Origin of the sequence: Hungatella hominis (assembly GCF_014288005.1) — a bacterium.
Taxonomy (GTDB): domain Bacteria; phylum Bacillota; class Clostridia; order Lachnospirales; family Lachnospiraceae; genus Hungatella; species Hungatella effluvii.
Genome location: NZ_JACOPB010000006.1, coordinates 244,307 through 268,629, shown reverse-complemented (window position 1 = coordinate 268,629; position 24,323 = coordinate 244,307). Strand labels below are relative to the sequence as shown.

The 24,323-nt window shown below is 48.7% G+C and carries 22 protein-coding genes; 16 read left to right on the top strand and 6 right to left on the bottom strand.

Annotation, left to right across the window (positions count from 1 at the left end):
• Positions 1-37: 37 nt before the first annotated feature.
• From H8S75_RS15635 to H8S75_RS15620, 4 genes are all read left to right on the top strand, one after another.
• Entirely contained in the window at positions 38-895 is an 858-nt protein-coding gene (locus H8S75_RS15635; protein WP_110325168.1) for a carbohydrate ABC transporter permease, read from the top strand.
• On the top strand, positions 895-1,722 hold the full coding sequence (locus tag H8S75_RS15630) for a carbohydrate ABC transporter permease (RefSeq protein WP_187022423.1): 828 nt from the start codon (positions 895-897) through the stop codon (positions 1,720-1,722). Before H8S75_RS15635 ends, H8S75_RS15630 begins: the two co-directional genes overlap by 1 nt.
• 7 nt (positions 1,723-1,729) lie before the next feature.
• Positions 1,730-2,500 (top strand): SPL family radical SAM protein, encoded by a 771-nt coding sequence (locus tag H8S75_RS15625; protein WP_187022422.1) that lies wholly within the window; start codon positions 1,730-1,732, stop codon positions 2,498-2,500.
• Positions 2,501-2,595: 95 nt separating this feature from the next.
• Positions 2,596-3,609, top strand: a complete 1,014-nt coding sequence (locus H8S75_RS15620) for a LacI family DNA-binding transcriptional regulator (protein WP_187022421.1) — start codon at positions 2,596-2,598, stop codon at positions 3,607-3,609.
• Positions 3,610-3,747: 138 nt separating this feature from the next.
• Here the strand turns inward: H8S75_RS15620 and H8S75_RS15615 are convergent, their stop codons facing one another.
• The 3 genes from H8S75_RS15615 to H8S75_RS15605 all read right to left on the bottom strand — a co-directional run bounded on the left by H8S75_RS15615 (position 3,748) and on the right by H8S75_RS15605 (position 5,709).
• Complete coding sequence (locus H8S75_RS15615) at positions 3,748-4,395, bottom strand: phosphocarrier, HPr family protein (protein WP_187022420.1); 648 nt, start codon at positions 4,393-4,395, stop codon at positions 3,748-3,750.
• A gap of 12 nt (positions 4,396-4,407) precedes the next feature.
• Positions 4,408-4,788, bottom strand: a complete 381-nt coding sequence (locus H8S75_RS15610; RefSeq protein ID WP_243270286.1) for a hypothetical protein — start codon at positions 4,786-4,788, stop codon at positions 4,408-4,410.
• A 183-nt stretch (positions 4,789-4,971) separates the two neighbouring features.
• Positions 4,972-5,709, bottom strand: a complete 738-nt coding sequence (locus H8S75_RS15605; RefSeq protein ID WP_187022419.1) for a GntR family transcriptional regulator — start codon at positions 5,707-5,709, stop codon at positions 4,972-4,974.
• A 236-nt stretch (positions 5,710-5,945) separates the two neighbouring features.
• Between H8S75_RS15605 and H8S75_RS15600 the strand changes: the two genes are divergently transcribed.
• The 9 genes from H8S75_RS15600 to H8S75_RS15560 all read left to right on the top strand — a co-directional run bounded on the left by H8S75_RS15600 (position 5,946) and on the right by H8S75_RS15560 (position 17,729).
• Positions 5,946-7,247 (top strand): glycoside hydrolase family 28 protein, encoded by a 1,302-nt coding sequence (locus H8S75_RS15600; RefSeq protein WP_187022418.1) that lies wholly within the window; start codon positions 5,946-5,948, stop codon positions 7,245-7,247.
• Between the two features lie 199 nt (positions 7,248-7,446).
• Positions 7,447-8,769, top strand: a complete 1,323-nt coding sequence (locus H8S75_RS15595) for an ABC transporter substrate-binding protein (protein WP_187022417.1) — start codon at positions 7,447-7,449, stop codon at positions 8,767-8,769.
• Positions 8,770-8,828: 59 nt separating this feature from the next.
• Positions 8,829-9,704, top strand: coding sequence for a carbohydrate ABC transporter permease (locus tag H8S75_RS15590; protein WP_002601198.1), 876 nt, complete (start codon positions 8,829-8,831; stop codon positions 9,702-9,704).
• Entirely contained in the window at positions 9,704-10,543 is an 840-nt protein-coding gene (locus H8S75_RS15585) for a carbohydrate ABC transporter permease (RefSeq protein WP_187022416.1), read from the top strand. The genes H8S75_RS15590 and H8S75_RS15585 overlap by 1 nt, the downstream gene beginning before the upstream one ends.
• A 15-nt stretch (positions 10,544-10,558) precedes the next feature.
• Positions 10,559-11,443, top strand: a complete 885-nt coding sequence (locus tag H8S75_RS15580) for an ROK family protein (RefSeq protein ID WP_187022415.1) — start codon at positions 10,559-10,561, stop codon at positions 11,441-11,443.
• A 56-nt stretch (positions 11,444-11,499) separates the two neighbouring features.
• Positions 11,500-12,882, top strand: a complete 1,383-nt coding sequence (locus H8S75_RS15575) for a glycoside hydrolase family 1 protein (protein ID WP_187022414.1) — start codon at positions 11,500-11,502, stop codon at positions 12,880-12,882.
• 10 nt (positions 12,883-12,892) lie between these two features.
• Positions 12,893-15,187 carry a pyruvate formate lyase family protein gene (locus H8S75_RS15570; protein WP_243270285.1) on the top strand — a complete coding sequence of 765 codons (2,295 nt, stop codon included), beginning with the start codon at positions 12,893-12,895 and terminating at the stop codon, positions 15,185-15,187.
• Between the two features lie 18 nt (positions 15,188-15,205).
• Positions 15,206-16,165, top strand: coding sequence for a glycyl-radical enzyme activating protein (locus H8S75_RS15565; RefSeq protein ID WP_243270284.1), 960 nt, complete (start codon positions 15,206-15,208; stop codon positions 16,163-16,165).
• Positions 16,166-16,379: 214 nt separating this feature from the next.
• Complete coding sequence (locus H8S75_RS15560) at positions 16,380-17,729, top strand: amidohydrolase family protein (protein ID WP_187022412.1); 1,350 nt, start codon at positions 16,380-16,382, stop codon at positions 17,727-17,729.
• Between the two features lie 22 nt (positions 17,730-17,751).
• Here the strand turns inward: H8S75_RS15560 and H8S75_RS15555 are convergent, their stop codons facing one another.
• Positions 17,752-18,321 (bottom strand): nitroreductase family protein, encoded by a 570-nt coding sequence (locus tag H8S75_RS15555; RefSeq protein WP_187022411.1) that lies wholly within the window; start codon positions 18,319-18,321, stop codon positions 17,752-17,754.
• 571 nt (positions 18,322-18,892) lie between these two features.
• On the opposite strand from H8S75_RS15555, the gene rfbD reads away from it, so the two are divergent.
• Both rfbD and H8S75_RS15545 read left to right on the top strand, forming a co-directional pair.
• A complete protein-coding gene (rfbD, locus tag H8S75_RS15550) occupies positions 18,893-19,750 on the top strand; it encodes a dTDP-4-dehydrorhamnose reductase (protein WP_187022509.1) in 858 nt (285 codons plus the stop codon).
• The gene (locus H8S75_RS15545) at positions 19,747-21,030 is read left to right on the top strand and encodes a dicarboxylate/amino acid:cation symporter (protein WP_187022410.1); all 1,284 of its coding nucleotides are present in this window, start codon (positions 19,747-19,749) and stop codon (positions 21,028-21,030) included. The genes rfbD and H8S75_RS15545 overlap by 4 nt, the downstream gene beginning before the upstream one ends.
• Here H8S75_RS15545 and H8S75_RS15540 read toward each other — a convergent pair.
• Both H8S75_RS15540 and H8S75_RS15535 read right to left on the bottom strand, forming a co-directional pair.
• Positions 21,027-22,271, bottom strand: coding sequence for a cation:proton antiporter (locus tag H8S75_RS15540; RefSeq protein ID WP_002601187.1), 1,245 nt, complete (start codon positions 22,269-22,271; stop codon positions 21,027-21,029). The two genes, H8S75_RS15545 and H8S75_RS15540, sit on opposite strands and share 4 nt — an antisense overlap.
• Before the next feature lie 150 nt (positions 22,272-22,421).
• Positions 22,422-22,937 (bottom strand): GNAT family N-acetyltransferase, encoded by a 516-nt coding sequence (locus tag H8S75_RS15535; RefSeq protein ID WP_187022409.1) that lies wholly within the window; start codon positions 22,935-22,937, stop codon positions 22,422-22,424.
• Positions 22,938-23,211: 274 nt separating this feature from the next.
• On the opposite strand from H8S75_RS15535, the gene H8S75_RS15530 reads away from it, so the two are divergent.
• Positions 23,212-24,177: a sugar-binding domain-containing protein gene (locus H8S75_RS15530; RefSeq protein WP_187022408.1), complete on the top strand. Its 966-nt coding sequence runs from the start codon at positions 23,212-23,214 to the stop codon at positions 24,175-24,177.
• Positions 24,178-24,323: the final 146 nt, after the last annotated feature.

Genomic DNA, 24,323 nt, shown 5'->3' with positions numbered 1-24,323 from the left:
CTTCGCAAGAGTATATACGGGGAGAGGGGCGGAAACGTTGAAAAGAAAAAAGAAAATAACTCCATATCTGCTGATACTGCCATCCATGTTTTTTCTGGTGCTCTTTATCTATTATCCGGCAGTTAAGACGCTGTTTAAGAGTCTGTTTCTGATTAATTCCAGCAATATACCTGTTAAATTTGTGGGGATGGGAAATTATCGGAAACTGTTCAGTGATGAAACATTTTTAAAATCCATTGTCGTAACATTCGAGTACGCACTGGTTGTCATACCGGTGACGATTCTGATGGGGTATCTCCTGGCGCTGATCTCCGCGTCTGGGAGACGCCTCTCACCCGTTTATGAATTGATGTATGCGATGCCCATGGCAGTGTCCATGTCTGTGGCTTCTGTTATTTTTAAACTTCTTTTAAATGGGAATCTGGGATTTATCAATCATGTGTTTCACTTAAACATCATGTGGTTTACAGATAAGAAGTATGCGCTGTGGGCGATCATTATCATTGGCATCTGGATGGGACTTGGGATGACTTATATATTCCTGCTGTCTGCGGTCCGGTCGGTATCGGAAGAATTGTTGGAAGCGGCCACTGCAGAAGGAGCCGGGATCTGGCAGAAGGTGCGCTATATTTATACCCCTATGATAAGCCCAACCCTGTTTTACCTGTTTTGTGTCAACGTGGGAAGCGCGCTGATGATGTCCGGGCCTGTGATTATCCTGACCCAGGGAGGACCGGACAGTTCCACATCTACCATTATGTACTATATGTACCAGAAAGGATTTTACGTATATAATTACGGCCTTTCGTATTCGGCGGCTGTAGTAGGTTTTATCATTGGATTTACGGTTATTCTCATATCGTTTATCTGGGAGAAGAGAGGTGTTCATTACTGATGGGGAAACGCAGGATATGGAAGAGTGTACTATATCAGGCGGCGTCGACAGGAATTGGACTTCTGGTCATATTTCCTGTGTTGTACGCACTTGGTACATCCTTTATGAAGAGTACGGAGATTTTGAGCCTGAATCCCAGAATGCTCCCAAGGAGGATTGATTTTTCCAATTACCACGCGGTCTGGGAAAATACGATGATGCTGCGGTTTATCTGGAACTCGGTCTTTGTGACCACAATCACGTGTTGTCTGCGCGTGGTGACGGCGGCCCTGGCCGCTTATGGATATGCCTGCTTCGATTTTAAGGGGAAGAATCTGTTTTTTTATTTGACTGTGGGGACCATGCTTATTCCCGGTGAGGCGACACTTCTCACCAATTATGAGACCATATCGAAGCTTCATATGATCAATACTTACCAGGGAATTATAGTTATGTTTATTGGCTCAGCGACCAGTGTTTTTATTATAAGACAGTATTTTCTGGGAGTCTCGGCCTCTATAAAGGAAGCGTCTCTAATGGACGGGTGCGGAGATATCCGCTTCTTTACCAGAATTCTGATTCCGATTTCAAAACCGATTCTGGTTACCGTATTTATCACGGCGTTTGTTGAAATATGGAATGTATACTTATGGCCTATGCTGATTACGAACCGCAATGAGATGCGGACAGTCCAGGTAGGAATCGCGCAGCTGAACAGTTCGGAGGGATCCGCCTATGGTGTTATTATGGCGGGGGCCGTAATCGTCCTCATTCCGTCGCTTCTGGTATTTATCATCTTTCAGAAGCAGATTATCAATGGAATGGTAACCGGTTCAGTAAAAGGATAAAGAAAGATTGGAGAAAATGATGATCTACGAGACCAGGGTGGAAAAAGCAATAGAAATGACGGAGAACGGCCAGCCTTACATCAATCCTTACGATGGCTGTGTGTCTGGCTGTCCGTTCTGCTACTGGCTGGAACGGGAGGGCTGGGAAGGCAATATCGCCATCAGAAGCAATATCGCAGAGATCCTGGATCAGGAGTGTGAGAGATGGCCGGAAGGAGTCCGGCTTTATATCGGAGACTACTGCGATCCGTACATGCCGGTGGAGGAGACGTACGGGCTGACGAGACAGTGCGTGGAGGTAATTAAAAAACATGGTATTCCTCTTACCATCTGTACCAGTGCGAAGTCTCTTCTGATTGAGCGGGATCTGGATTTACTGAGGGGGATGGAAGATCTGTGTATCGTGACAGAACTGTGCCGTCTGGATGAAATTGAAAAGCTTAAGTCTGGAGAAGGACATGCCGGGATTGAGACGGGAAACCGACTGAGAGAAGCGGGACTGCCAGTGATTGCGACGTTTGCACCCATCATGCCGGGGATCACGGATGTGGACCTGGTGTTGGAAGCCTTAAGACCGGACATACCGCTCTATATTGACCGTTTCTACATGAAACCAGATTCCATACAGGAGATCAGGCTGATGGAATATTTAAGGGAAAAACGCCCGGAATTAATGGAGGAATACAGACGTCTGATCCGGGAGGGGAGTGACGCAGAATATGAGGCTGTGATACGCCGTTGTCAGGGCGGCGGCCGGGTGAGACAGCTGCCGTTCTGATTGACTGGAACCATTGCATTTTAAGGGATTTTCATATACAATGATAGATACACTTTTGTTAAAATATGGAAGTACTGTAAGACTGGAGACGTTATATGAAAATCACCGCAAAAGATATTGCCAGGGAAGCTGGGGTCTCGGAGGCCACGGTTTCCATTATTTTGAATAACAAGGCCGGGCACTACCGGATTTCTGAAAAGACGCGGCAGAAAGTACTGGGGATTGCAGAGCGTTATGAATTTACCTGCAATCCGATTGCGGTATCCCTTGCAACACGGAAAACGCATACGATTGGCCTTATTCTGCCAAACCTTGTGAACCCTTTTCTGGCCAATATATCCACGGGTATTGAGAAATGCGCTCAGGAAAATGAGTACGCCCTTCTGTTGTGCAACTGCGAGGAAAATGTACAGCAGTGTGTGAAGTATCTGGATATTCTTCAGAAGAGGTATGCGGACGGGATTCTGCTTGTGCTGCCAAGGGAGAAAGAAGTGAATGCCAATCAGAAGCTGGTAGAGGCGGCACTGCGAAAATGCCGGGTACCGGTAATTCTCATCGAGCATTACTTACAGAAAGCACCCTGTGATTTCATAGCTGTTGACAACGTTCAGGGCGGCTATCTGGCAGCCGAGTATCTTTTGAAGAAGGGGCATACCAGGATCGGCCATATTGCTGGAGAACAGTTTACCAGACAGCGTACCTGCGGCTATTTGAAAGCATTGAAGGATTATGGCATACCGATTGACCGCAGCCTGGTGATGCAGGGGGATTTCTCGATTGAATCCGGATATGAATGTGGAAAACGCCTTCTGCAGCAGGGAGTGACCGCTGTCTTCGCAGGGAATGACTATATGGCGCTCGGCGTCTGGCGGGCGGCCAGAGCGCTGGGCTTGCGCATCCCGGAGGACGTGTCTCTGGTTGGTTTCGATGACGACCCGGTGGCGGTGGTGATGGATGTCCCTCTGACCACGGTCCGTCAGCCTGGAACCACACTTGGAAAGGCCGCCAGTGAAATGCTGGTGCAGAAGATAGAGGCAGAGCGGGGCACATATCAGCAGTACTACTTTCCACCGCAGCTGATTGAGAGAAGCAGCGCGGCGGCCCGTTGAGCCGTCATGAAAACTGCACGGAGCTGTAGGGATTACAGAAAGGGGAGTCTGAACAGGAGTGAGTACGTGAATACTCATGATGTTCAGACTCCTCTTTTGGTTTTTCTTCCGTAAAACAGTAATATAATCTGCCCCAGGCTACAGGGTATAAAATTTTTCGACAGACTGTTCGATGGTTTCATCCGCGCAGATCAGCGAGATGCCTTTCGTTTTATGTTTCCGGTAGACGACAAGGATTTTGGAGAGATTCCAGGGAACCAGGATGCGGTCCTTGTCGGATGCGGGGATGGTTACCGTTTTCGTTATCGTCTTTTCTTTCGTGTCTGTGGTCTCCGTACTGTAACTATAGCCAAATTTTGTCTCTAACTCTGTGGCGAGCCCCAGTTTTACGCCCTTCAGCAATCCGGAGGCCTCCCCCTTGATCAGGGAACGGACGTCGACGGAGCATACATTTGTCTGTTTTAAGACGGATACCTGAGAGATTTTTATGGTAGTCGTCTGTGACTGGCCCGCCGGAAAGGTCTGAATATTGGAAGGCGCAGTATAGGCCACATACAGGACGGCCCCGAAGTAGCTGTCAACGAGCTGTTGTTTCTTCATCATATTGTCGTACTTCGGATCATTGATAACCGGCCAGTATTTCTGGGGGATATCATAGGGATCGGACAGGCTCAGGAAAACCGGTTTCGGGGGATAGCTGTAGGGAATATTCAAAAGCTGGTTCAGCGGTTTGCCTGTATTCTCCCCCATATCATTTTTTAATGCTTCCCAATTGGAAATATCCATGGTGTTTCCTCCTTAATCCACTTTTGTAATGGTCAGCAGATGATTGAAGTGGTGGCCCCTTGGCGGCAGTTCTTTCCAGCCGTCTACGCTATACATGCCGGATACTTTTAATGAGGACTTATTATCTTTTGAGTAAGGTACTTCGATTGACAGAGTCAGGGAACCGCTCGCCCCAATCCAGGTACACTGGCCCTGATAGCCGGTGGCGGTACCCTTAGATGCCCGGATTCCAAATACTTCTTTGGTTTCTCCAGCACCGATGGAGACAGGGGCGCTTTTATCCTTTCCTCCAAGGTACCAGATTCCCCAGTTCCTTTCATCGTTCTGTGCAACAAGAGTTTCCCCTGTCTGATTGCTGATTGTCATGTGGTAGGTCCATTCTGTACTGCTCATATTCTTTTCGAAAGCCTATCGTGAACAGGCTTTCTTCCTCCTTTCAAGAGTGATGTGTAATTGGTGTCTGAATCAGTAGCGCTACACTATTAATCCGATAAAACGAACGTATGTACGAATAAAATCAAATAAAAATAAAAAAATACTCTGGAAATAGATTAGAATCATTTTCCAGAGTTGTACCTAAGGTATCTTTTTTACAATAACGGCCGAAAAATCAAATAAATCCGCCTTATGAGTCGAAAAGGAATACTCGAACGGCATGCCGTTGTCCAGGAAGGCGATCTGCTCCACGACGGCTACCGGGCTGCCTGGTTCCAGCTGGAGATTCCTGGCGATGAACTCGGACGCTCCCTTGGCGCGGATGCGGACGTGGGAACTCTGAATCTCATAATGAAGCGTCTGACGGATATAGGCATAGATGGACGATTCCAAATGCGCCATCTTGAGACCTGGAATCAGATCAATGGGCATATAGGTTTCTTCTATTACACAGGGAACCCCGTTCCGGTTCCTGACACGGATAATCTTGTATACGAAGTCTTCTTCTGTGATATGCAGATTGGATGCGATCTTCGGTGTCGGCGGTATGACGGAAAACTCCAGGACGGTGGAGGTCACAGCTTCCTTGGCATACTGCCGGCTGAAACCGGTCAGGGCCTGCTGGGTATTGCATAAGTTCTCTTCCATAATATCCAGCTGCTGCTGCGATAACCCCTTTACAAAGGTTCCATGCCCTCTTTTTTTATAAATCAGCCCCTCGTCGACCAGGATGTCAAGCGCCTTTTTAATGGTCATCTTGCTGGCTCCATACTGGATACAGAGATCCTTCTCGCATGGAAGCTGGTCGTTTGGATGGTAAAGATTATCTTTTAATATGTGGTTCCTTAATTCATTCGATATTTCAATGTATTTATTCATAGAAAAATCCCCTTTTATAATAGCTTTATTCTAACACGGACGTAAGTAAAAAGCAATTACTTATATAAATGAAAGTATTGTTATAATAAACAAAAAGTATATATTAATTTAGGGAACAATGACGAAAATCATATAAGTATATACTTTTGGGCTTAAAGTACTTGATATATAGCTTGAAAAAGTATACGATAGGTACATAAAGATTCCTATCATATCAAAATAAAAGGAGCAGAAAAATGATTAATATTATGGAATTTGGAGCTGTCGGCGATGGCGTCACGTTAAATACGGAAAGCATACAGGCCGCTGTTGATCGGGCTTCTGAAACCAGGGAAGCTGTAATGATTCCCTGCGGAGTTTTTATTACAGGAACAGTTAATCTGAAAGGGGCGTCATTATATCTGGAAAGCGGAGCGGTACTAAAAGGTTCAGAGAATTTGGACGACTATCCCGAACAGGACTATATACACAATGAGTTAGGTGCGCTTCGGGCAATGCTGATTATCCGTGACTGTGATCATGTTACGATAGAAGGAAGCGGTACTATTGATTTCAGCGGAAGGGCTTTTTATGATACTTCAGCCAGAAATGTACCTGACAGCCGCGTTCCGTTTAACGACGAACAGATTTCTGAGTGTACCTATCCGATTGGACAGCGTCCCAATGAATGTTTGTTTTTTCACAATTCCCAAAATATTGTGGTGCGCGGCATTAAAATTATTGATGCACCATGCTGGACCATAAGCTTTCATGAATGCGAGAATATAAAGGTTATTGGCCTTACAATTGATACGGATTTGAATATGCCGAATAATGACGGCATGCACTTTTGCAGCTGCAAAGGGGTTATTGTTTCTGACTGCAACATCTCAAGCGGAGATGACTGCATTGCAATATCTGGTATAACAAATTGGGAAAAGCCGTGTGAGAATATTGTCATTACCAACTGCATACTGCGTTCCTGCTCGAAAGCAATTGTGATTGGTTATATATACAGCTGTGTCCGTAATGTAGCTATATCAAACTGCATTATTAAGGAAAGCAACCGTGGCTTGTGTATTATGTGCAATGATGAGAGCTCGCTGGTTGAAAATGTCCGTGTAACCAATATGATTATTGACACCGTAATTCGCGCAGGAAACTGGTGGGGCAACGGGGAGCCAATATTTATGATGGCAGTTAAGCATGATTATCATATTGCAGCCAATCAGCATCCGGAATACAAAACGGATTGTGCAATTCGTAATGTGTGCATAGATGGAGTGAGCTGTACGGGGGAAAATGCCATTGGCATTATTGGTCAGAACGGTAATATCAGGGAAGTGGAATTAAAAAATATAAATTATGTGCGCAAGCCGTCAAAAAATCTGTCCCTTAAGGGTGAAACGTTTGATTTTTCACCTGGCCGTGTGGACGTGGACATTCCAAGATCCTGTGGAATTTACGTCAGCAGAGATGCCGATGCAGAGCTTAAACAGATTAACACGCATGAATGGTCTGTGATAACGGATCAGAGTCCATTCTCAGGCATTAGTTAGATACATAGATTCATAATCGGAAATTTAAAAGTATTGTCATAATTAACAAAAAGTATATACTTAATTTAGCGAGAGTGCTGAAAGTGATATAAGTATATACTTTTTGGTTTAAAATACTTGATATATGTAGCGTAAAAGTATATGATAGTCACATGATGAATCACATTATTAAAAAAACAAAAGGAGAAGGAAAAGTAAAATGAAAAAAACAGGAAAACGTTTAGTAGCGGTGATGCTTGTTTCGGCATTGATGGCAGCTTTGACTGGCTGCGGGGGAAAGAGCAGCGGAGAAGGAAGCGGAACGGAAAAGGCAGAAGCAAATAAGGACGGAGTTACCCTTTCATTTGCATTTAATGTGGAAGACACGCCGGATAAATACGGTGTAATGGTGGAACCAATTCTGGAAGAATTTAAAGCGCTGCATCCGGAAGTGAAGGGCTTTGAGTATGTCAACTGTTCCAAGAGAACGGAAGAACAGGTAGTTACGATGATGAAAAGCGGTAAGTTTGAGGATGTTATGACCGCACCAATGGCTGTTTCCATCAAGGAGTATCCGAATTACTTTGCCTCCCTGGGAAATGCGGAAGAACTGAATGAGAAGTATTTTTACGGAGACTACATGTCCTATGAAGGTCAGACGTATGCAATGCCAATCGGTGTTGTCTATGAAGGGATCTTATATAATCAGAAGGTTCTGGACAAGTATTACGGCGGAAAGGTTCCGAAGACTCTGGACGAATTAAAAGAGTGCTGCGGAATTTTAAGAGATAACGGTGTGATCCCATTCTATACCAACGCGGGTGCAAAGTGGACGATGCGTTTCTGGGATAATCTGGCGGTTACCTGGTCAGAGGATATCAATTATGCCAACAGCATTGTAGAGACAAAAGCGCCGTGGGCAGACGGAACACCGCTTAACGAAGTCCTCTCCTTTGTCGGAGAACTGGCGAAAAACGGGGAGATCGAACCGGATACGGTTACGGAGCAGTGGGATAAGTCCAAGGTTGCCATCGCCTCCGAGGAAGCGTGCTTTATGCTTACCGGCTCCTGGGCCATCCCTCAGATGAAGGATGCGGCGGAGGAACTTGGCGGAAGCCGGGATGACATTGGATTTGCGCCATTTCCATATAAGAATGACGTAGGTCCGGATAATAAGCTGAATGTAAGAGTCTCTGAGGACATCTTCGTGGTCGTGAATAAAAACAGCCCCAATGTGGAACTGGCAACTGAATTTGCAAAGTTTTTCTGTGAGAGAATTTCTTTAAACCGCGGTATGAATGAAATCATGAGAGACGGCGGAAAGGTGGTAGACGATTTAAAGAACTTTGAAACCATGGATTATATCAACTTATACAGCGTCCCTACAAAGGATGTCCGGATATCAGAGATGGCTTCCAACGCTCAGATCGACGTGTTTTCACAGGGCTCCTACATAACAAAGTATGTCCTTGAACCGTGTCTTGCCGGTGGGGAACCGAATTTTGACGGATTAAATGGGGAGTGGGCTAAGAACTTTAATTAGTTGAGAGACAGGGCCGCCGGTGTCTTCCCGGCGGTCTGATAAAGGAAAGAGGGGCTCTGATGAAATCGATAAAACGTTATAAGAGGGAAAAGACAATATTGATTGTCAGCTTTCTTGCGATACCGCTGTTTTTGCTTCTGTTGTTTACCTTTTATCCAATCGCGGTGATGCTGATTAACAGCTTTACGGAATGGAACGGGCTTTCGTCGCCTGAGCAGTTCGTGGGCTTCGACAACTATTTGAGAATCTTTACGACAGAAAAATACCGTATGGTATTTAACAATGTGATCTACTATCTGGCTGCTGGCATGATTCAGCAGGTCCTGGCACTCTATTTTGCCACACTATTAAGCAGACAACTGCGGGGAGGCGGATTCTTTAAAGGGGTTATCTTCTTCCCGTTTATCATGAATACAGTAGCGGTTACCTTTATTTTTCAGATGTTTTTTGAAATCAACGGCGGTTTCGACTCGATTCTGGCTTCCATCGGTATGGCGGAGACAGGGCTTAAATGGATTGCGGATCCGAAGCTTGTCAAGTTCACACTGGCGTTTATCTATCTCTGGAAGAACATTGGTTACAGCTTCGTAATCTATTTAGGTTCCATGCAGTCGATTCCCAGCGATTACTACGAGGCGGCTTCCATCGACGGGGCCAATTCCTGGCAGTCCTTCTGGGCGATCACCTTTCCTGGCATGAAATCCATTATCGGCCTTTTGACGACTTTTGCCATTGTAGGATCTGTGGCGGTTTTCGATATACCGTATATTCTGACAAGGGGAACCAACGGAACGAATACATTTACGACCACGTTAATTGAGACGGCTTTCCAGTACAACTTATATGGCGTGGCGTGCGCGATGGCGGTACTCCTGATGATTTTCGTGGCAATCGTCATGGCAGTGAAAAATATTGTATTCAAGGAGGATGAGTGATGAGTGCAAAAGTAAAAAAGAATCTCATACAGGCAGGCAAATATATTTCTCTGATTCTCATGGCGCTTGTGGTGTTTGTGCCGATCATCAGTGTCGTATTTTCCTCCTTTAAAACAAAACTGGAGTATTTGAAAACGCCGAGGTTTACACCTCCGGAAAGCTTCTTAAACTTCGATAACTACATAAGAGTCTTTACAGACGGCAAGATTCTTCTGGGAATGGTCAACACCGTTATCATTATTTTAGGATCGCTGGTTTTGGGATTGTTGTTCGGAACCATGACGGCTTACGTCTTAAGACGGTTCCAGTTTCCTGGACGGAAAATCATCGAGGCGGCTTATTTGATCGCATCTTTTATACCGTCTGTAATCGTCCATCTTATTGTGTTTACCGTTTTTTCGAAGATCGGGCTGGTAGATACGCTGGCAGCCCCCATAATCATCTATGCCGGTGTGGACGTGGTGAGTCTCTATTTGTTTATGCAGTTTATCAGCCAGATTCCGTATGATCTCGATGAGGCGGCGCTTTTGGAGGGCAGTTCGTATTTTGGCATCTACAAGGGAATCATTCTGCCTCTTTTAAAACCTGCGATGATGACGGTAGCGATCTTAAAGATTACATCCATTTACAATGATTTTTACATTGCGTTTTTATACCTGCCGGGAGAAAAGAAGGCGGTTATGAGTACGATGCTGTACCGGTTTATGGGACCGTATTCTTCCCAGTGGAACGTAATCGCCGCTGGAATTCTGGTGGTTATCCTGCCGATTTTTATCATATTCCTGATTGCTCAGAAGCATATTTACAAAGGCTTTGTGGATGGGGCGGTAAAAGCATAGGAGAGAGGAAGCTGTATGAACTTTTATCTGATTTTTGATATGGGCGGAACTTCCGTGAAGTATGCCTGCGGAGATGAGGAGGGCTGTTTAAAAGACACCGGGGCATTTCCTACGCCGTCGGAAGGGCTGGAGGCGATGCTTGATGAGATGAGGCGGGTCTTTAAGACGGCTAAAGAGAAAATCGCCGGTATTGCCTTAAGCTCTCCGGGGGCCGTCGATCCTGTGAAAGGGATTGTCGGTGGAATCAGCGCAATTCCGTATATCCATGAGATTCCCCTTGCTGAGCGGATTAGCCGGCGGTTAGACGGACTTCCCGTCACCATTGAGAACGATGGTAACTGCTCGGCTCTGGGCGAATTGTGGAAGGGAGCCGCGGCCGGAAAACGCAACATCGTGTCCGTGGTGTGTGGCTCCGGAATTGGCGGTTCGATCGTCATAAATGGCACTGTCTGCAGAGGGCGGACCAATAACTGCGGAGAATTCGGAAACTGTCTGGTGAACCGTGCGGATGGTCACTATAAGACGTGGAGTTCCTATACCATGGTAAAACAGGCGGCAAAATATACTGCGGCGACAGGAAAAAGAACGGATGGAAAAGGTCTGTTTGTACTGGCAGAGGGCGGAGATCCGCTGGCTTTACAGCTTACGGAGGAGTTTTATGAGGCCATGGCGGTTGGACTGTTTTCCATTCAGTTTACCCTGGACACGGAATTGATCGTGCTGGGGGGCGGGATCAGCGAAGCGCCTTTTGTTATACCGGAAATCTATAAGAGAATGGAGAAAATGGCAAAAGAGGACCGGTTTGGCTTTCTGACACCGAAGATCGTTCCCTGCCGCTTTGGCAATAAAGCAAACTTATATGGGGCGCTGTTTCACCATTTACAGGAAATGAAGCAATAAAAGAAGTGAGGTTATTATATTTATCAATCAAATTTGGAAAATGAATGGAGGATATCATGAAATATCAATTCAACGACAATTTTTTATGGGGGGCCGCCAGCTCCGGGCCGCAGTCAGAGGGGACGTTTCCGGGAGACGGAAAGGCGGAGACGGAATGGGATTACTGGTTTAAGCAGGTGCCGGAGCAGTTTTTCGATGGAGTAGGACCTTCCGTGACCTCGGATTTTTACCACAAATATAAGGAATACGTAAAGCTGATGAAGGAAATCGGAATGAATTCCTACCGCACATCAATTCAGTGGAGCCGCATTTTTAAAGATCGTGAGGGAACGGTCAATGAAGAAGGCGTAACGTTCTACCAGGCGGTTATCGATGAGCTTTTAAGTCAGGGAATTGAACCTGTTCTCTGCCTTCATCATTTCGATATGCCGATGTACTGGATGGAGAAGGGCGGATTTGAAAACCGGGAGACAGCCGAAGGCTTTGCGGCCTTTGCGGCTAAATGTTTTGAATTGTTTGGCGGAAAGGTAAAACGCTGGATTACCTTTAATGAACCTATCGTGATTGCTGAGGGCGGATACATCTATAAACGCCATTATCCCGCTGTCTGCGACGCAAAGAAGGCGGCGCTGGTCGGCTACCATATTCAGCTTGCCAGCAGCATGGCGGTAAGAGAATTTCGAAAGAGCGGCAGAGAAGGCAGCATTGGGATCGTACTGAATCTGACGCCAACCTACTGCAAAGAGCCGGACAACGAAGAAGACAGGAGGAGCGCAGAAATCGCAGATCTGCTCTTTAATAAATCGTTTCTGGAACCATCGATCAGGGGCGAGTATCCGGAAAAGCTTGTGGAACTCTTAAAGGAAGAGGGAATCTGCCCGGAGGCAGCAGAAGAAGACTTAGAGATCATTGGCAGCAATACGGTTGATTTCCTGGGGGTAAACTACTACCATCCGAGGCGGGTCACCAGAAGAAGCACACCATACGAAGGACCGCTGATGCCGGAAAAATACTTTGAAGAGTATACCTTTGAGGGGCAGAAAATGAACTTTTCCCGCGGCTGGGAGATCTATGAGCCTGCCATCTATGAGATCGCCGTCAATCTCCGCGATCATTATGGAAATATACCCTGGTATATCTCGGAAAACGGGATGGGTGTGCAGGACGAGGAACAATTTCTGGATCAGGACGGTATCGTGGAAGACGATTACAGAATCGAGTTTATCCGTGACCATTTAATCTGGCTGAACAAGGCAATCGGAGAGGGCTGCAACTGTTTTGGATACCATTTGTGGGCGCCATTTGACTGCTGGTCCTGGAGAAACGCGTATAAAAACAGGTATGGCATGATCCGGGTGGATATTAAAAATGGCGGCGCTCTTTCAATCAAAAAATCAGGCCGGTGGTTTAAACAGGTTACGGAAAATTATGGATTTTGAGGTGAATCTTATGGAAAAGAGACAGATGAGAGAGGAACTGAAGTATCTGATTGAGTTTACGAAAATATACCGTTCGGAAACGGATAAATATATCAGGGAGGCGAAGTGTCTCGACTGCCAGATCCGGAAAATACTCGTCCCGATGACAAAAGAGGAGAAAATCGTCGGACGGGTGAGGCATATGGTAGTGGGCTTCAGCCCCCAGTACGGCGGTCTTTATACATACTTCTTTCACAACGTCCAGGTGGAAAAAATGATGGAGAAGGCGGGGAGCTGCTTAACCGGAGAGGAGCGGGAAGCGGTATGGGAGTGTTACCGCTTCTGGCAGGAGGAAAAGACGGTTCAGAAGCTGCAGCGGCGTTTTACCGAAAAACACGGGGAACTGGAAGTTGATTATAAGCCGTATGGCCCCAATATCGGTATGGATGATGTGCGCGCCCTGCCGGGGGAAAAGACGGAGGTCATAAAAAGCCTGGGCGTCGGCTCTTATCCGACAGCCAGAATCGCACTGACGATTCCGGATGATGATAAGCTGGTGCGCATGGGGATTCCCGGACTGCGGGACGAGGTGAAGCGTAAACAAAAGGAGAACGGCGAGAGCAGTTTCTACACGGCGCTGCTTATGATGCTGGATACTGTCTGCCTTGCCGCAGACACCTACAGGCAGCAGGCAGAACGGCTGGCAGATGCAGAACCGGAATACAGGGAAGCGCTTTTAAAGACGGCTCATACGCTGAAACATATTCAGATCCAGGCACCGGAGAACTTTCAGGAAGGCCTTCAGCTGTACTGGCTTTACTCGGTTATTTCGGATCAGATGAATACCGGGCGCATGGATGTATTTCTGGGCGATTTATACGTGAACGATCTGGAGACAGGCATTCTCGATGAAGAGGGAGCCATCGCCCTGCTGACCAGTCTCTATCAGCAGTATCTGTTCATTAATAAGGTGCACGATACGAGAGTCATTATCGGCGGAAAAGGCAGAAGAAACGAGGCGAATGCCGACCGCCTGGCGCTTGCAGTCCTGGAGACCTCCAGACGTGTGAAGGATGTGGTTCCCCAGCTCACTCTCCGATATTACAGGGGGATGAATGAGGAAGTCTTAAACAAGGCGCTTCTGGTGGTGGGAGAAGGCTGTTCCTTCCCGCTGCTTTATGGGGATGACACCAACATTCCGGCTGTCATGAAGCTGTACGGTATTTCCGAGGAGGAGGCCGAACAGTATATTCCGGCCGGGTGCGGGGAGTATGTCATCGAAGCAACCAGCACCGGGACGCCAAACTGTGGTTTCAACCTTCAGAAGGCTGTGGAACTGGTCCTTCACAACGGAGACGACGCCTATATGAAGTGTCAGGCGGGGCCGAGGACCGGGGAACCGGAAGAACTGGGTACCTTTGATCAATTCTGGGAGGCATACCGGAAACAGGTGGAACCGGAGATGCTCCGGGAAGCCTGGGGAGAGGCGGAGTGCTATTATACAGCGGCAGAAAACGCTGGTTATTTACAGCTCAGCCTTCTGATGAACGACTGCCTGGAACGCGGCAGGGCGATGCTTTCAGGTGGAGTCTGCTATATGAACGGCGCTCCCGAGATTGTGGGAATGGTGACTGCGGCGGACAGCATGACGGCGATCAAAAAGTATGTGTACGATGAGAAACGCTTTACACTCCGGCAGGTGAAAGATATGCTGGACTGCAACTTTGAGGGCTTTGAAAAGGAACGCAGGCTGTTCTTAAACGCCCCCAAATACGGCAACAATGATCCGGAAGCCGATGCCATGGTGTTAAAGGTGTATGAACATGTGGCGAGGGCGGCTATCGAATGTACGGAGACGGTAGGACTTGACCACTACACAATTGTGAGCGTGAACAACAGCGCCAGTGCGGACTGGGGAGAGTATACGATGGCCTCCGCCTGCGGCAGGAAAGACGGAGATCCCCTGGCTAACGCCAACGGAGCCTCAATCGGAGCCGATAAGTCCGGAATTACAGCGCTTCTCCACTCCATGAGCAAGTATGATCACAGCCTCCATTCCGGCGTGATCAACAATGTAAGAATCAGCAAAGAGCTGTTTCAGAATTCCTATGAAAAGGTGAAGGCTCTTGTCTGTACCTTTCTGGAAAATAACGGAACGCAGCTGAATCTGATGGTGATCGGCAGAGATGACCTGGAAAATGCCGTTAAACATCCGGAAGAATATCAGAATCTGATCGTCAGAATCGGCGGCTTTTCGGCCCGGTTTGTGACGCTGAATCCGGTGATACAGAACGAGATCATCAAGAGAACTACGTTTGAAAACTGACGGATGGGGAAAAGAACGATGGGAATTGTATTTGATATACAGAAGTTCAGCGTACATGACGGGCCGGGGATCAGGACATCTGTCTTTTTGAAAGGCTGCAATCTGTCCTGTATCTGGTGCCACAATCCGGAATCCATAAAGAGTAAGCCGCAGCTGGCCTTTGAGAGCAGCCTGTGCATCGGATGCCGGGAATGTGAAGCGCGGTGTGAAAACCAGGCCCATGATTTCACGGATGGCGCCCACAGGATCGATTTTACCCGCTGTGCCGCGTGCGGAAACTGTGTAAATGGCTGTCTGGCGGAAGCTTTGAAAATCTATGGGAAAGAAATGTCAGTTACCCAGGTAATGGTCGAAATCGTAAGCGACCGGATCTATTACGAGCGGTCGGGAGGCGGTGTGACATTTACCGGCGGAGAGCCGACGATACAGTTTGATTTTCTCATGGAACTGATCGGGGCGTGCCGGGGGGAAGGGCTTCACGTCTGTGTGGAAACCAACGGCATTTTAAATGATGAGAAGAGACGGCGGCTTGCAGAGACGGTGGATTTGTTCCTGATTGACTATAAGGCCACTCCCTCGGCTCTCCACAAAGAGCTGACTGGCATGGGAACGGAAGAAGTCTTAAAAACGCTTGCATACCTGGAGAAAATGGAAAGGCCTGTGATTCTGAGATGTCCCATGATTCAGGGCGTGAATGACAGCGAAAACCATTTTGCAGAGATCAGACGGATCAGAGATACGTATACCAACATCAGGCAGGTGGAAATCATGGCGTATCACTCCACAGGGAGAAAGAAATGGGAGACGCTGGGAATTCCATATCGGCTGGAACAGTTAGATTCGGCCGCGCCGGAGCAGAAAAAGCGGTGGGAAGAAATGCTGCGGGATCATGGATACGCCAAACCGGAAGTTCTTCGGGGGCAAGATGGATTTCCTGCCGGGAAAGATGGAAAAAATGGTGCAGGATTATTCGATTGAAAACGAGATAACCCAGGAAAGCCTTATTATAGAACCGTGTCTGGAGAACTGCGAAAAGATGCTTTTCGAACCCACATGGCCAGAATAATTCCCTGGTTTATCCCATCTGTCCTTTTTCGCCCCCTTCTTTTTTTCTATAATGAATACAGATGATATGCGCCGGCAGCGGCGGCATATGAATTCATTACAGGAGAAGAGAAGGGGGCGTTATTTTATGTTACCATGTGATATTTTAATTAAAAATGCGGCAGTTCTGATGCCCGATAAGAGCATTGCCAAAAATCAGACCATCGCCATTTCCGAAAACCGGATACTGGAGATCGCAGACACAAAACTTACCGATCAGACCAGTGGCTTCCAGGCCGATACGGTGATCGATGATCCGCATCTGTTGTGGATGCCGGGCCTCACAGACGGCCATCTTCACACCAGCCAGCAGTTCTTAAGGGGAAGTCTGCTGGATGAGAAGCCGGTGATCTGGAAACGGATCAACGTGCCGTTTGAGGCCTCTCTGACGGAGGAAACCATGGCGCTGTCCGCCAGGCTTGCCGGCGCGGAGATGATAAAGAGCGGTACCACATCCTTTGTGGATGCCGGCGGGCCTCATATCGAAGCCGCGGCCGAAGAGTATTTAAAAATGGGGATGCGGGGAGCTCTGACCTGGCAGACAACCGACGGCGCGAAGGTGCCGGACGGTCTGCGCATCGGCACCAGGGAGGCGCTGCCGCGCCTGGAGAAATTTCACAGGGAATACCACGGGAAAGGTGGCCTGCTCCAGGTGTACTATTCCGTAACCTCTTTGATGGCCTGCACGGAAGACCTGTTCCGCACCATATTTCTCGCGGCCAAAGAGCAGAAGGTGACGGCAGAATGCCATATGAACGAATACGCCAGCGAAGTACTTGATTTCATCGAACGTTACGGAGAACGGCCTTTCAGCTACTTAGACCGGATCGGCGCGTTGTCGGACCGTTTTGTAGCAGCCCACTGCATCATGCTGTCTGAATCCGAGATTCAGACGGTGCAGGAACGGGGGATTAAGGTGGTGCACTGTCCGTTCAGCAACTGCGGCAAGGGCATTCCCCAGACGCCGCGCCTCCTTGCGGCCGGGATTCCCGTGGCCTTCGGTTCCGACGGCGCGGGCCACGGCGGACTGGATTTATTCCGTGAGATGCGGGCATTCCGGTGCATCATGAACGTGGCCTACGGAATCACCACCGGAAATCCTGAGATTATGCCGGCTGGAACCCTTCTTTCCATGGCCATGGAGGGTGGAGCACAGGCCCTGATGAACAGCAGTCTGGGAGCCATCCGCCACGGAAACTTCGCCGATATGATCGCTGTCAACTTAGACCAACCCCATCTGACGCCGACCGGAAGTCTCGTCAATACCGTGATCGAGAGCGCCTCGGGAGCCGACGTAAAGCATTCCATCATCAACGGGAAACTGGTCATGAAAGACCGGAAGCTTCTGACTATTGATGAGGAAAAGGTTTTGTCGGAGGCCAATGAGGCAATGAAACATCATAAGCTGTTTACAAAAGCGGGGGCTTATGCGGGTTAAGCAGTGGGAAAGCTGAAACGTCTCATAGTATAATCTCATCAAGACTTCTTTTCGGCACATAATGGACCTGCTCCGCGTCACGGTAATAGCGCACGTCTCCGTCCGCCCCAACCGGCACCACCACGACCTTTTCCTTTGGCTTTCCAAGCGCCAGCACGAGATCAATAGAGTACTTTGCGGTATCGATATCCAGAAGCTCCGCCAGCCGTTTCCTCTCCACATTGCCGAGCATACAGCCGCCGTACCCCATTTCCACCGCCCCCAGCATGATGGTCTGGGCGGTGATCCCGTCGTCCTGAAGCTTATTCTTCCCAAGGGCAAGGTCACAGAGGATGATAAGATAGGCCGATGGCCGTTCTCCCTTTACGGGCCCGTCCCAATCCGGCAGCGCGCCCGCCCATTTCAGTGTTCCAAACACCCGCTCATTTTCTTCGTCCGTTCTGCAGATCCGGAACTTGAGCGCCTGGGAATTTGCGGTGGAAGCGGTCATCCTGGCCAAATCCACCAATTCCCGAAGCGCTTCTGCCGGGATTTTCTCATCCTCATAAAAACGCCGGTAAGATCTGCACCGGGCTACTAAATCCTTTAACATACAAAAGACTCCTTCCTATAGAATCAAGATCTTTCCTTATTATACCTTCTTATTCTTCTTCTGTGAATCCAACAATTTCAAGAATTTCTCCAGAATAAACTTATAAATTTACAGAATTATGAAAAGCTGCTTTCGACAATAACTTTAGCTGGATTTCGTGGTTTTTGTTCCGCCAGGCAGCCGGGGCCAGAGCGCTTTCCCCCAGTTTCGGCGATTTTTGCAGGGCGCCGGCAGCTCTTCCAGTCCTTTTCATCTATAATAAAGAACGATATCGAATAGAAGCAAAAAACAGTGAAATAAAGAATGAATATGACTGTACCCGTGCAATAGGCAGGGGTTTATTTTCGATACAGTTACAAGGGGCAGCGGCAATATTTATATCAAATATAAAAAGAATAAAAGGGAGAAAGCAGAGGAATTCCAAGCAGAAATTTATAAAAAATATCTCCAACATTGGGGTTATAATTCTGTAAGTTTATACTGAATTTCCCTTTCCCACCTTGGCAGCCCCTGCGATCTATGGTACAATACTTTGTCACGATTTCAGAATGGAGGATACCAAATGAATCATATGCAAAAGGTTTGGATTTGCGGAGCAAACGGCAGAGTCGGCCGCAAAATGACGGAACTTTTGGAAAATACGCCGGTGGAGCTGCTGCTTACGGACATCGACGCTGTCGATATCACCGATTCGAAAGCAGTCAGGGATTATGCAGGCATGAACCGGCCGCATTTCATTGTAAACTGCGCGGGGCTTACGGATGTGGCCGCGTGCGAGGAGAATAAAGAGGAAGCGTTTAAGGTCAACGCGCTGGGAGCCAGAAATTTAAGTGTGGCGGCCCGGATGGGAAAAGCCAGGATGATACAGCTCTCTACGGATGACGTGTTTGACGGAAGCGGACAGACGCCGTATACGGAGTTTGATACGCCGAATCCACAGACTATCTACGGAAAATCGAAGCTTGCCGGGGAGAATTTCGTGAAGGAATTCTGCAACCGCCACATTATCGTCAGGAGTTCCTGGATATTTGGAGAGGGCAGCAGTTATTTTTCGAAAATTATGAAGCTGGCGGGAGAGGGGAAGACGATTTATGCGGCAGCCGATCAGACCGCTGTGCCGACCGGAGCCTCGGAGCTGGCGGAAAAGATCATCGAACTGATGGAGTCTGCGCCGGATGGGTTATACCATGTGACTGGCCAGGGAAGCTGCAGCCGGTATGAATTTGCGCAGGAGATCGTGCGCCTCTCCGGATCACAGACGGAGGTAGTGCCGGTAGCGGCTGTGGATGACAGGCTTACCGCCATGCGCCCGTCGTACTCCGTTTTGGACAACATGATGCTGCGCATGTCCGGAATCTCCCTGCTTCCGGAATGGAAAATCATGCTGGAACGTTTTATAGCAGACAGGAAGGATTATACCAGTATATGAAAAACAGAAAAAAGACAGGATTGACAACAAAGATATTTATTGGGCTGCTGGCAGGCGCCGCGACAGGAATCCTGCTTCATTACGCCGTACCGGAGAGCGTGATACGGGATGAGTTCCTGATCGGAGGCATATTCTATGTCATCGGAAACGGATTTTTGCGGCTGATGCAGATGCTTGTGGTTCCGCTGGTGTTCTGCTCGCTGGTCTGCGGAAGCATGGCCATGGGAGATACGAAGAAGCTGGGAACCATCGGCGTCAAGACGCTGTTCTTCTATCTTTTTACGACGGCTCTCGCCATTACGGCCGCCATACTGGTGGCCAATGTGATAAATCCGGGCGTGGGGCTGGATATGTCCTCCATCGAGCGAAGCGAGGTAGCCATCGCAGGCAAGGTGAGTCTGCCGGATACGCTGCTGAATATCATACCGACCAACCCGCTGGGGGCGCTGGCAAGCGGAGATATGCTGCCAATCATCTTATTTGCGCTGATTGTGGGGATAATTCTTGCAAAATTGGGCGAGAGTGTGGAAACTGTCGGCAATTTCTTCAGCCAGTTTAACGATGTGATGATGGAAATGACGACCATGGTCATGAAATTAGCGCCTTACGGCGTGTTCTGCCTGATCGCGAAGACATTTTCGGGAATTGGATTCGATGCATTTCTGCCTCTTCTCAAGTATATGGCAGGCGTGCTGCTGGCGCTGGCGGTTCAATGCCTGGTGGTCTACATGGTGATGCTGAAAGGCTTTACGGGACTGAGTCCGTTTCTGTTTATCAGGAAGTTTCTGCCGGTTATGGGCTTCGCCTTTTCCACGGCGACCTCCAATGCCACAATCCCGCTGTCCATCGACACGCTCCATCAAAAGATGGGGGTCTCCAAGAGGATTTCTTCTTTTACCATTCCTCTTGGAGCTACCATTAATATGGATGGAACGGCCATCATGCAGGGTGTTGCCGTGGTATTTGCCGCGCAGGCGTTTGGGATCAGCCTGTCTGCCGCCGATTATATGAAGGTCATTCTGACGGCTACCCTGGCCTCCATCGGAACGGCGGGCGTGCCGGGCGTAGGGCTGATCACCCTTTCCATGGTGTTCACATCTGTGGGACTTCCGGTGGAAGCCATCGCGCTCATCATGGGAATTGACCGTATCCTGGACATGTGCCGGACCGCCGTCAACGTCACTGGTGATGCCGTGTGCACGACGATCGTGGCCTGTCAGGAAAAAGCAGTGAAAAAGGAAGTATTCTTAAATCCGGAAGCCGGTAAGCTGGCGAATTAACGGTATTTGGAGACTTCCTCGTAGTTTTCGGCCAGTCTAGCTTCGTTGAACGGCTGTGTCGGCCCGAGACGGAATACCGGCTTTAACAGGATCGGCGTGATGATTGTGGTAATGACGACCACGATGACCACCGGACCTAAGAAGTTAGAGCCGAGAAGACCTAACTGCTGGCCCTTGCTGGCGACGATCAGGGCGACCTCGCCACGGGAGATCATGCCGACACCGATTCGGATGCTCTGGTAATTCTTATAGCCGCACAGCTTCGCGCCCAGGCCGCATCCGATGACCTTTGTAAAGATTGCCACAAGCGTCAGGAATACGGCAAACAGGATGATCTGTGTCGTCATGGCGGGCAGTTCCACCTTAAGTCCGATGCTTGCAAAGAATACGGGCGACAGGAGTAAATACGACAGTGTATCAAACTTGGACGTCAGATACTGGGACTTCTGTGTATTGGAAATAATAACGCCCGCGATGTAAGCGCCCGTGATATCGGCTACGCCGAAGAATTTTTCTGCGGCGAAGGAGAGGAGCAGGCAGAGGGCAAAGGCGGCGATGGTATGACGCTGCAGTCCGTGCTCGGCGTTGTTGCTCCATCTGGCAAAGAGACGGTAGACGATGACGCCGCCCACTCCCGATAACAGGAAGAACGCCGCGATCTTTAACAGGACCGTAACCAGATTCACATTGGAGTCGGCCATGCTGGTGATGATCGTCAGAGCGATGATGCCCAGCACGTCGTCGATAATGGCCGCGCCCAGGATGGCGTTGCCGGAGTGGGTTTTCAGTTTTCCCAGCTCCTTTAAGGTCTCGACGGTAATGCTCACGGAGGTTGCCGTTAAAATGACTCCGATGAACATATTCTGAAGAAATGCGGTTCCCGATGCGTCGGAGGCGATGACTGACGGCCTGTTAAAGTAGGCTGCCACCGCGTATCCGCCGGCCAGCGGAACGATTACACCGATCAGAGCGATGATAAATGCTGATTTTCCGCTTTTTTTCAGCTCCCTTGTATCCGTTTCCAGACCGGCACAGAACATCAGGACGATGACGCCGATTTCGGCCAGTTTGTCCAAAAATTCAGTTTCGTGCAGCATATCCAGCACGGCCGGGCCCAGAATGACGCCGGCCAGCAGCGCGCCGACCACCTGTGGCATGTGAAATTTCCTGGTTACGAGTCCGAGTACTTTTGTGCTTAGTAAAATAATTGCGAGATTCAGTAAAAATTGATAGCTTTCCATGATGTCCCCCTGTGTAAAAGTAGTGAATAATTATGTATAATTCCGGGATTATCTTACGCCTCTTTTCGGAGGAAGTCAAATGAAACAGCGGAGAAAATTACAATCGTGTAATTTTCTCCGCTGTTTTGCCGTGATGTCTGTTTTTTGCCTTTAAGAAAGGGTAATCCAGTACCTCTGTGTAATCCTTTCAGCCGTCCTGATCTCATCTTCCAGAACCCCGCCGTTGTTCATTATCGTTCTGGCCGAGGCGAAGTTTAGCTTATTACAGGTGATTAAAACACGCATGATATGCATTTTCCTGCATTCCTCTAAGGCCAGGGACAGCATCTGGGTGGCATACCCCTTTCTCCGCTCGTCTTTCCTTACGCTGTACCCGATATGGCCGCCGCATTTTTCCAGGGCGTCATTCAGGCGGTGGCGGAGGTCCAACATTCCGACCAGCCTGTCGTTTTCATCGACAGCCAGAAATGTCGTGGCGGGAACAAGGCCTTCTCTCACCGTTGCCTCACAGGAATTGTCCAGGAGTGCCTCGTACCACTCTTTAAAGGTGCGGAAATTCAGTAATCCTGCGGTTCCATCCAGGCTGTCACCGTCTCTTTCAAATGATGCTTTGTAATCCAGAACCTGTTCCTCGTAGTCTTCCGTTGGTAATACCAGTCTTATCATAGTGATTCCCTCCTGTAAAATGATTGCGCCGATTCACGCCTGTTTTTTATTATCCGTACATTTTAGCACAGATCCGTGCCGATGGATAGCGGAACCGTAACCGGAACATGCAGCAGGAATAAAACCTTCCCGACTCTTCATGGACAGATACTCCACGGACGGTTATAATAGAAGCAGAGTAAAGGCCGCCTGCCTGCGGCCGAAATGATATGGAAGGAGCGCGAAGAGCGGTCTGCGGTCGGCCTGACGGCAGGCGTTCTTAAGAAGCACGGATATGAGGGATCGAGACAGCAGGACAGAGCGCCTGGTGGATGTGGCCAGGCTGTATTATGAGAAGGACCGGACTCAGAATGAGATCGCGGGGATTTACGGAATTTCCCGTCCCATGGTCAGCAAGCTTTTAAAGGAGGCGAAGGAGGAGGGGATTGTAAAAATCACAATTGCAGCGCCGGGGGAGGCGGAAGGGCCGGGGCAGGGAGATCCGTGGCTGGACCGTCTCCAGGATTGCTTTGGAATCCAGGGCGGGGCCGTGGTGGAAAACGGTCCCAATGATTTAGCGACCAACAACGCGGTGGCGAACGCGGCTTTAAAGCTGCTTGCCGGGCTGAAACAGGACAGGCTGGGAATCGGCTGGGGCCATATCATCGGCGATCTGACGGCCAGGATTGAGCGGAATCAGGGACCGGTCAGAATTGGAGGCCACATCTGCCCGTTGATCGGAAACGGCGGCGTAGGGCTGAAAAACTACCATTCCAACGAGCTGGTGCGGGTGATTGCCGAGCACAGCGAAGCCGAGCCGGAATTTATCTATACGCCGGCCTGTGCGCTTTCCGAACAGGAACTGAAGCTGACCATGGCCCTGGAGAATTATCATAAAATCTATCAGGCATGGGAGCGCCTTGACGTAGCCCTGGTCAATATCGGGAATTTTCCATCGGTGCCCGACTTCGCGTCGGAAGCGAGGTATGGCAGCCTGCTGGTGAAGCAGAAGGCGGTGGGGCGGATACTGAATTATTTTGTGACGGAGGAAGGGCGGGTGATCCGCTCGGACACGGACTATGCTATCCAGATTCCCCTGGAACTTCTGCGCCGGGTCCGCTATGTGGTGGGAATCTGTTCGGCCAATACGAAGCCGAAAGCCTTAGCGGGTGTCTTAAGGACCGGATATGTCAACAATGTAGTCGCACCGAAAAATGTGGTGAGTGCGGCGGCAGAACTGAATAATGAGTTACATATGTAACTGAGATATGGTGTGTTAAGGCCTTTAAAGCCATTTACGCACCATATTTTTGTGCAAAACTGTTAAAAAATAACAAAATAAAATCCGTTTATTGACAATAATATGTGAAAATGATAGTCTTTATTTATGACAAACGATAAAAACAA

What these genes read in the sequence shown, in the direction of transcription:
- H8S75_RS15630 (WP_187022423.1), top strand. Translation starts at nt 895, where the DNA reads ATGGGGAAACGCAGGATATGGAAGAGTGTACTATATCAGGCGGCGTCG.
- H8S75_RS15620 (WP_187022421.1), top strand. Translation starts at nt 2,596, where the DNA reads ATGAAAATCACCGCAAAAGATATTGCCAGGGAAGCTGGGGTCTCGGAG.
- H8S75_RS15615 (WP_187022420.1), bottom strand. Translation starts at nt 4,395, where the DNA reads ATGGATATTTCCAATTGGGAAGCATTAAAAAATGATATGGGGGAGAAT.
- H8S75_RS15610 (WP_243270286.1), bottom strand. Translation starts at nt 4,788, where the DNA reads ATGAGCAGTACAGAATGGACCTACCACATGACAATCAGCAATCAGACA.
- H8S75_RS15605 (WP_187022419.1), bottom strand. Translation starts at nt 5,709, where the DNA reads ATGAATAAATACATTGAAATATCGAATGAATTAAGGAACCACATATTA.
- H8S75_RS15600 (WP_187022418.1), top strand. Translation starts at nt 5,946, where the DNA reads ATGATTAATATTATGGAATTTGGAGCTGTCGGCGATGGCGTCACGTTA.
- H8S75_RS15595 (WP_187022417.1), top strand. Translation starts at nt 7,447, where the DNA reads ATGAAAAAAACAGGAAAACGTTTAGTAGCGGTGATGCTTGTTTCGGCA.
- H8S75_RS15590 (WP_002601198.1), top strand. Translation starts at nt 8,829, where the DNA reads ATGAAATCGATAAAACGTTATAAGAGGGAAAAGACAATATTGATTGTC.
- H8S75_RS15585 (WP_187022416.1), top strand. Translation starts at nt 9,704, where the DNA reads ATGAGTGCAAAAGTAAAAAAGAATCTCATACAGGCAGGCAAATATATT.
- H8S75_RS15580 (WP_187022415.1), top strand. Translation starts at nt 10,559, where the DNA reads ATGAACTTTTATCTGATTTTTGATATGGGCGGAACTTCCGTGAAGTAT.
- H8S75_RS15575 (WP_187022414.1), top strand. Translation starts at nt 11,500, where the DNA reads ATGAAATATCAATTCAACGACAATTTTTTATGGGGGGCCGCCAGCTCC.
- H8S75_RS15570 (WP_243270285.1), top strand. Translation starts at nt 12,893, where the DNA reads ATGGAAAAGAGACAGATGAGAGAGGAACTGAAGTATCTGATTGAGTTT.
- H8S75_RS15565 (WP_243270284.1), top strand. Translation starts at nt 15,206, where the DNA reads ATGGGAATTGTATTTGATATACAGAAGTTCAGCGTACATGACGGGCCG.
- H8S75_RS15560 (WP_187022412.1), top strand. Translation starts at nt 16,380, where the DNA reads ATGTTACCATGTGATATTTTAATTAAAAATGCGGCAGTTCTGATGCCC.
- H8S75_RS15555 (WP_187022411.1), bottom strand. Translation starts at nt 18,321, where the DNA reads ATGTTAAAGGATTTAGTAGCCCGGTGCAGATCTTACCGGCGTTTTTAT.
- rfbD (WP_187022509.1), top strand. Translation starts at nt 18,893, where the DNA reads ATGCAAAAGGTTTGGATTTGCGGAGCAAACGGCAGAGTCGGCCGCAAA.
- H8S75_RS15545 (WP_187022410.1), top strand. Translation starts at nt 19,747, where the DNA reads ATGAAAAACAGAAAAAAGACAGGATTGACAACAAAGATATTTATTGGG.
- H8S75_RS15540 (WP_002601187.1), bottom strand. Translation starts at nt 22,271, where the DNA reads ATGGAAAGCTATCAATTTTTACTGAATCTCGCAATTATTTTACTAAGC.
- H8S75_RS15535 (WP_187022409.1), bottom strand. Translation starts at nt 22,937, where the DNA reads ATGATAAGACTGGTATTACCAACGGAAGACTACGAGGAACAGGTTCTG.
- H8S75_RS15530 (WP_187022408.1), top strand. Translation starts at nt 23,212, where the DNA reads ATGAGGGATCGAGACAGCAGGACAGAGCGCCTGGTGGATGTGGCCAGG.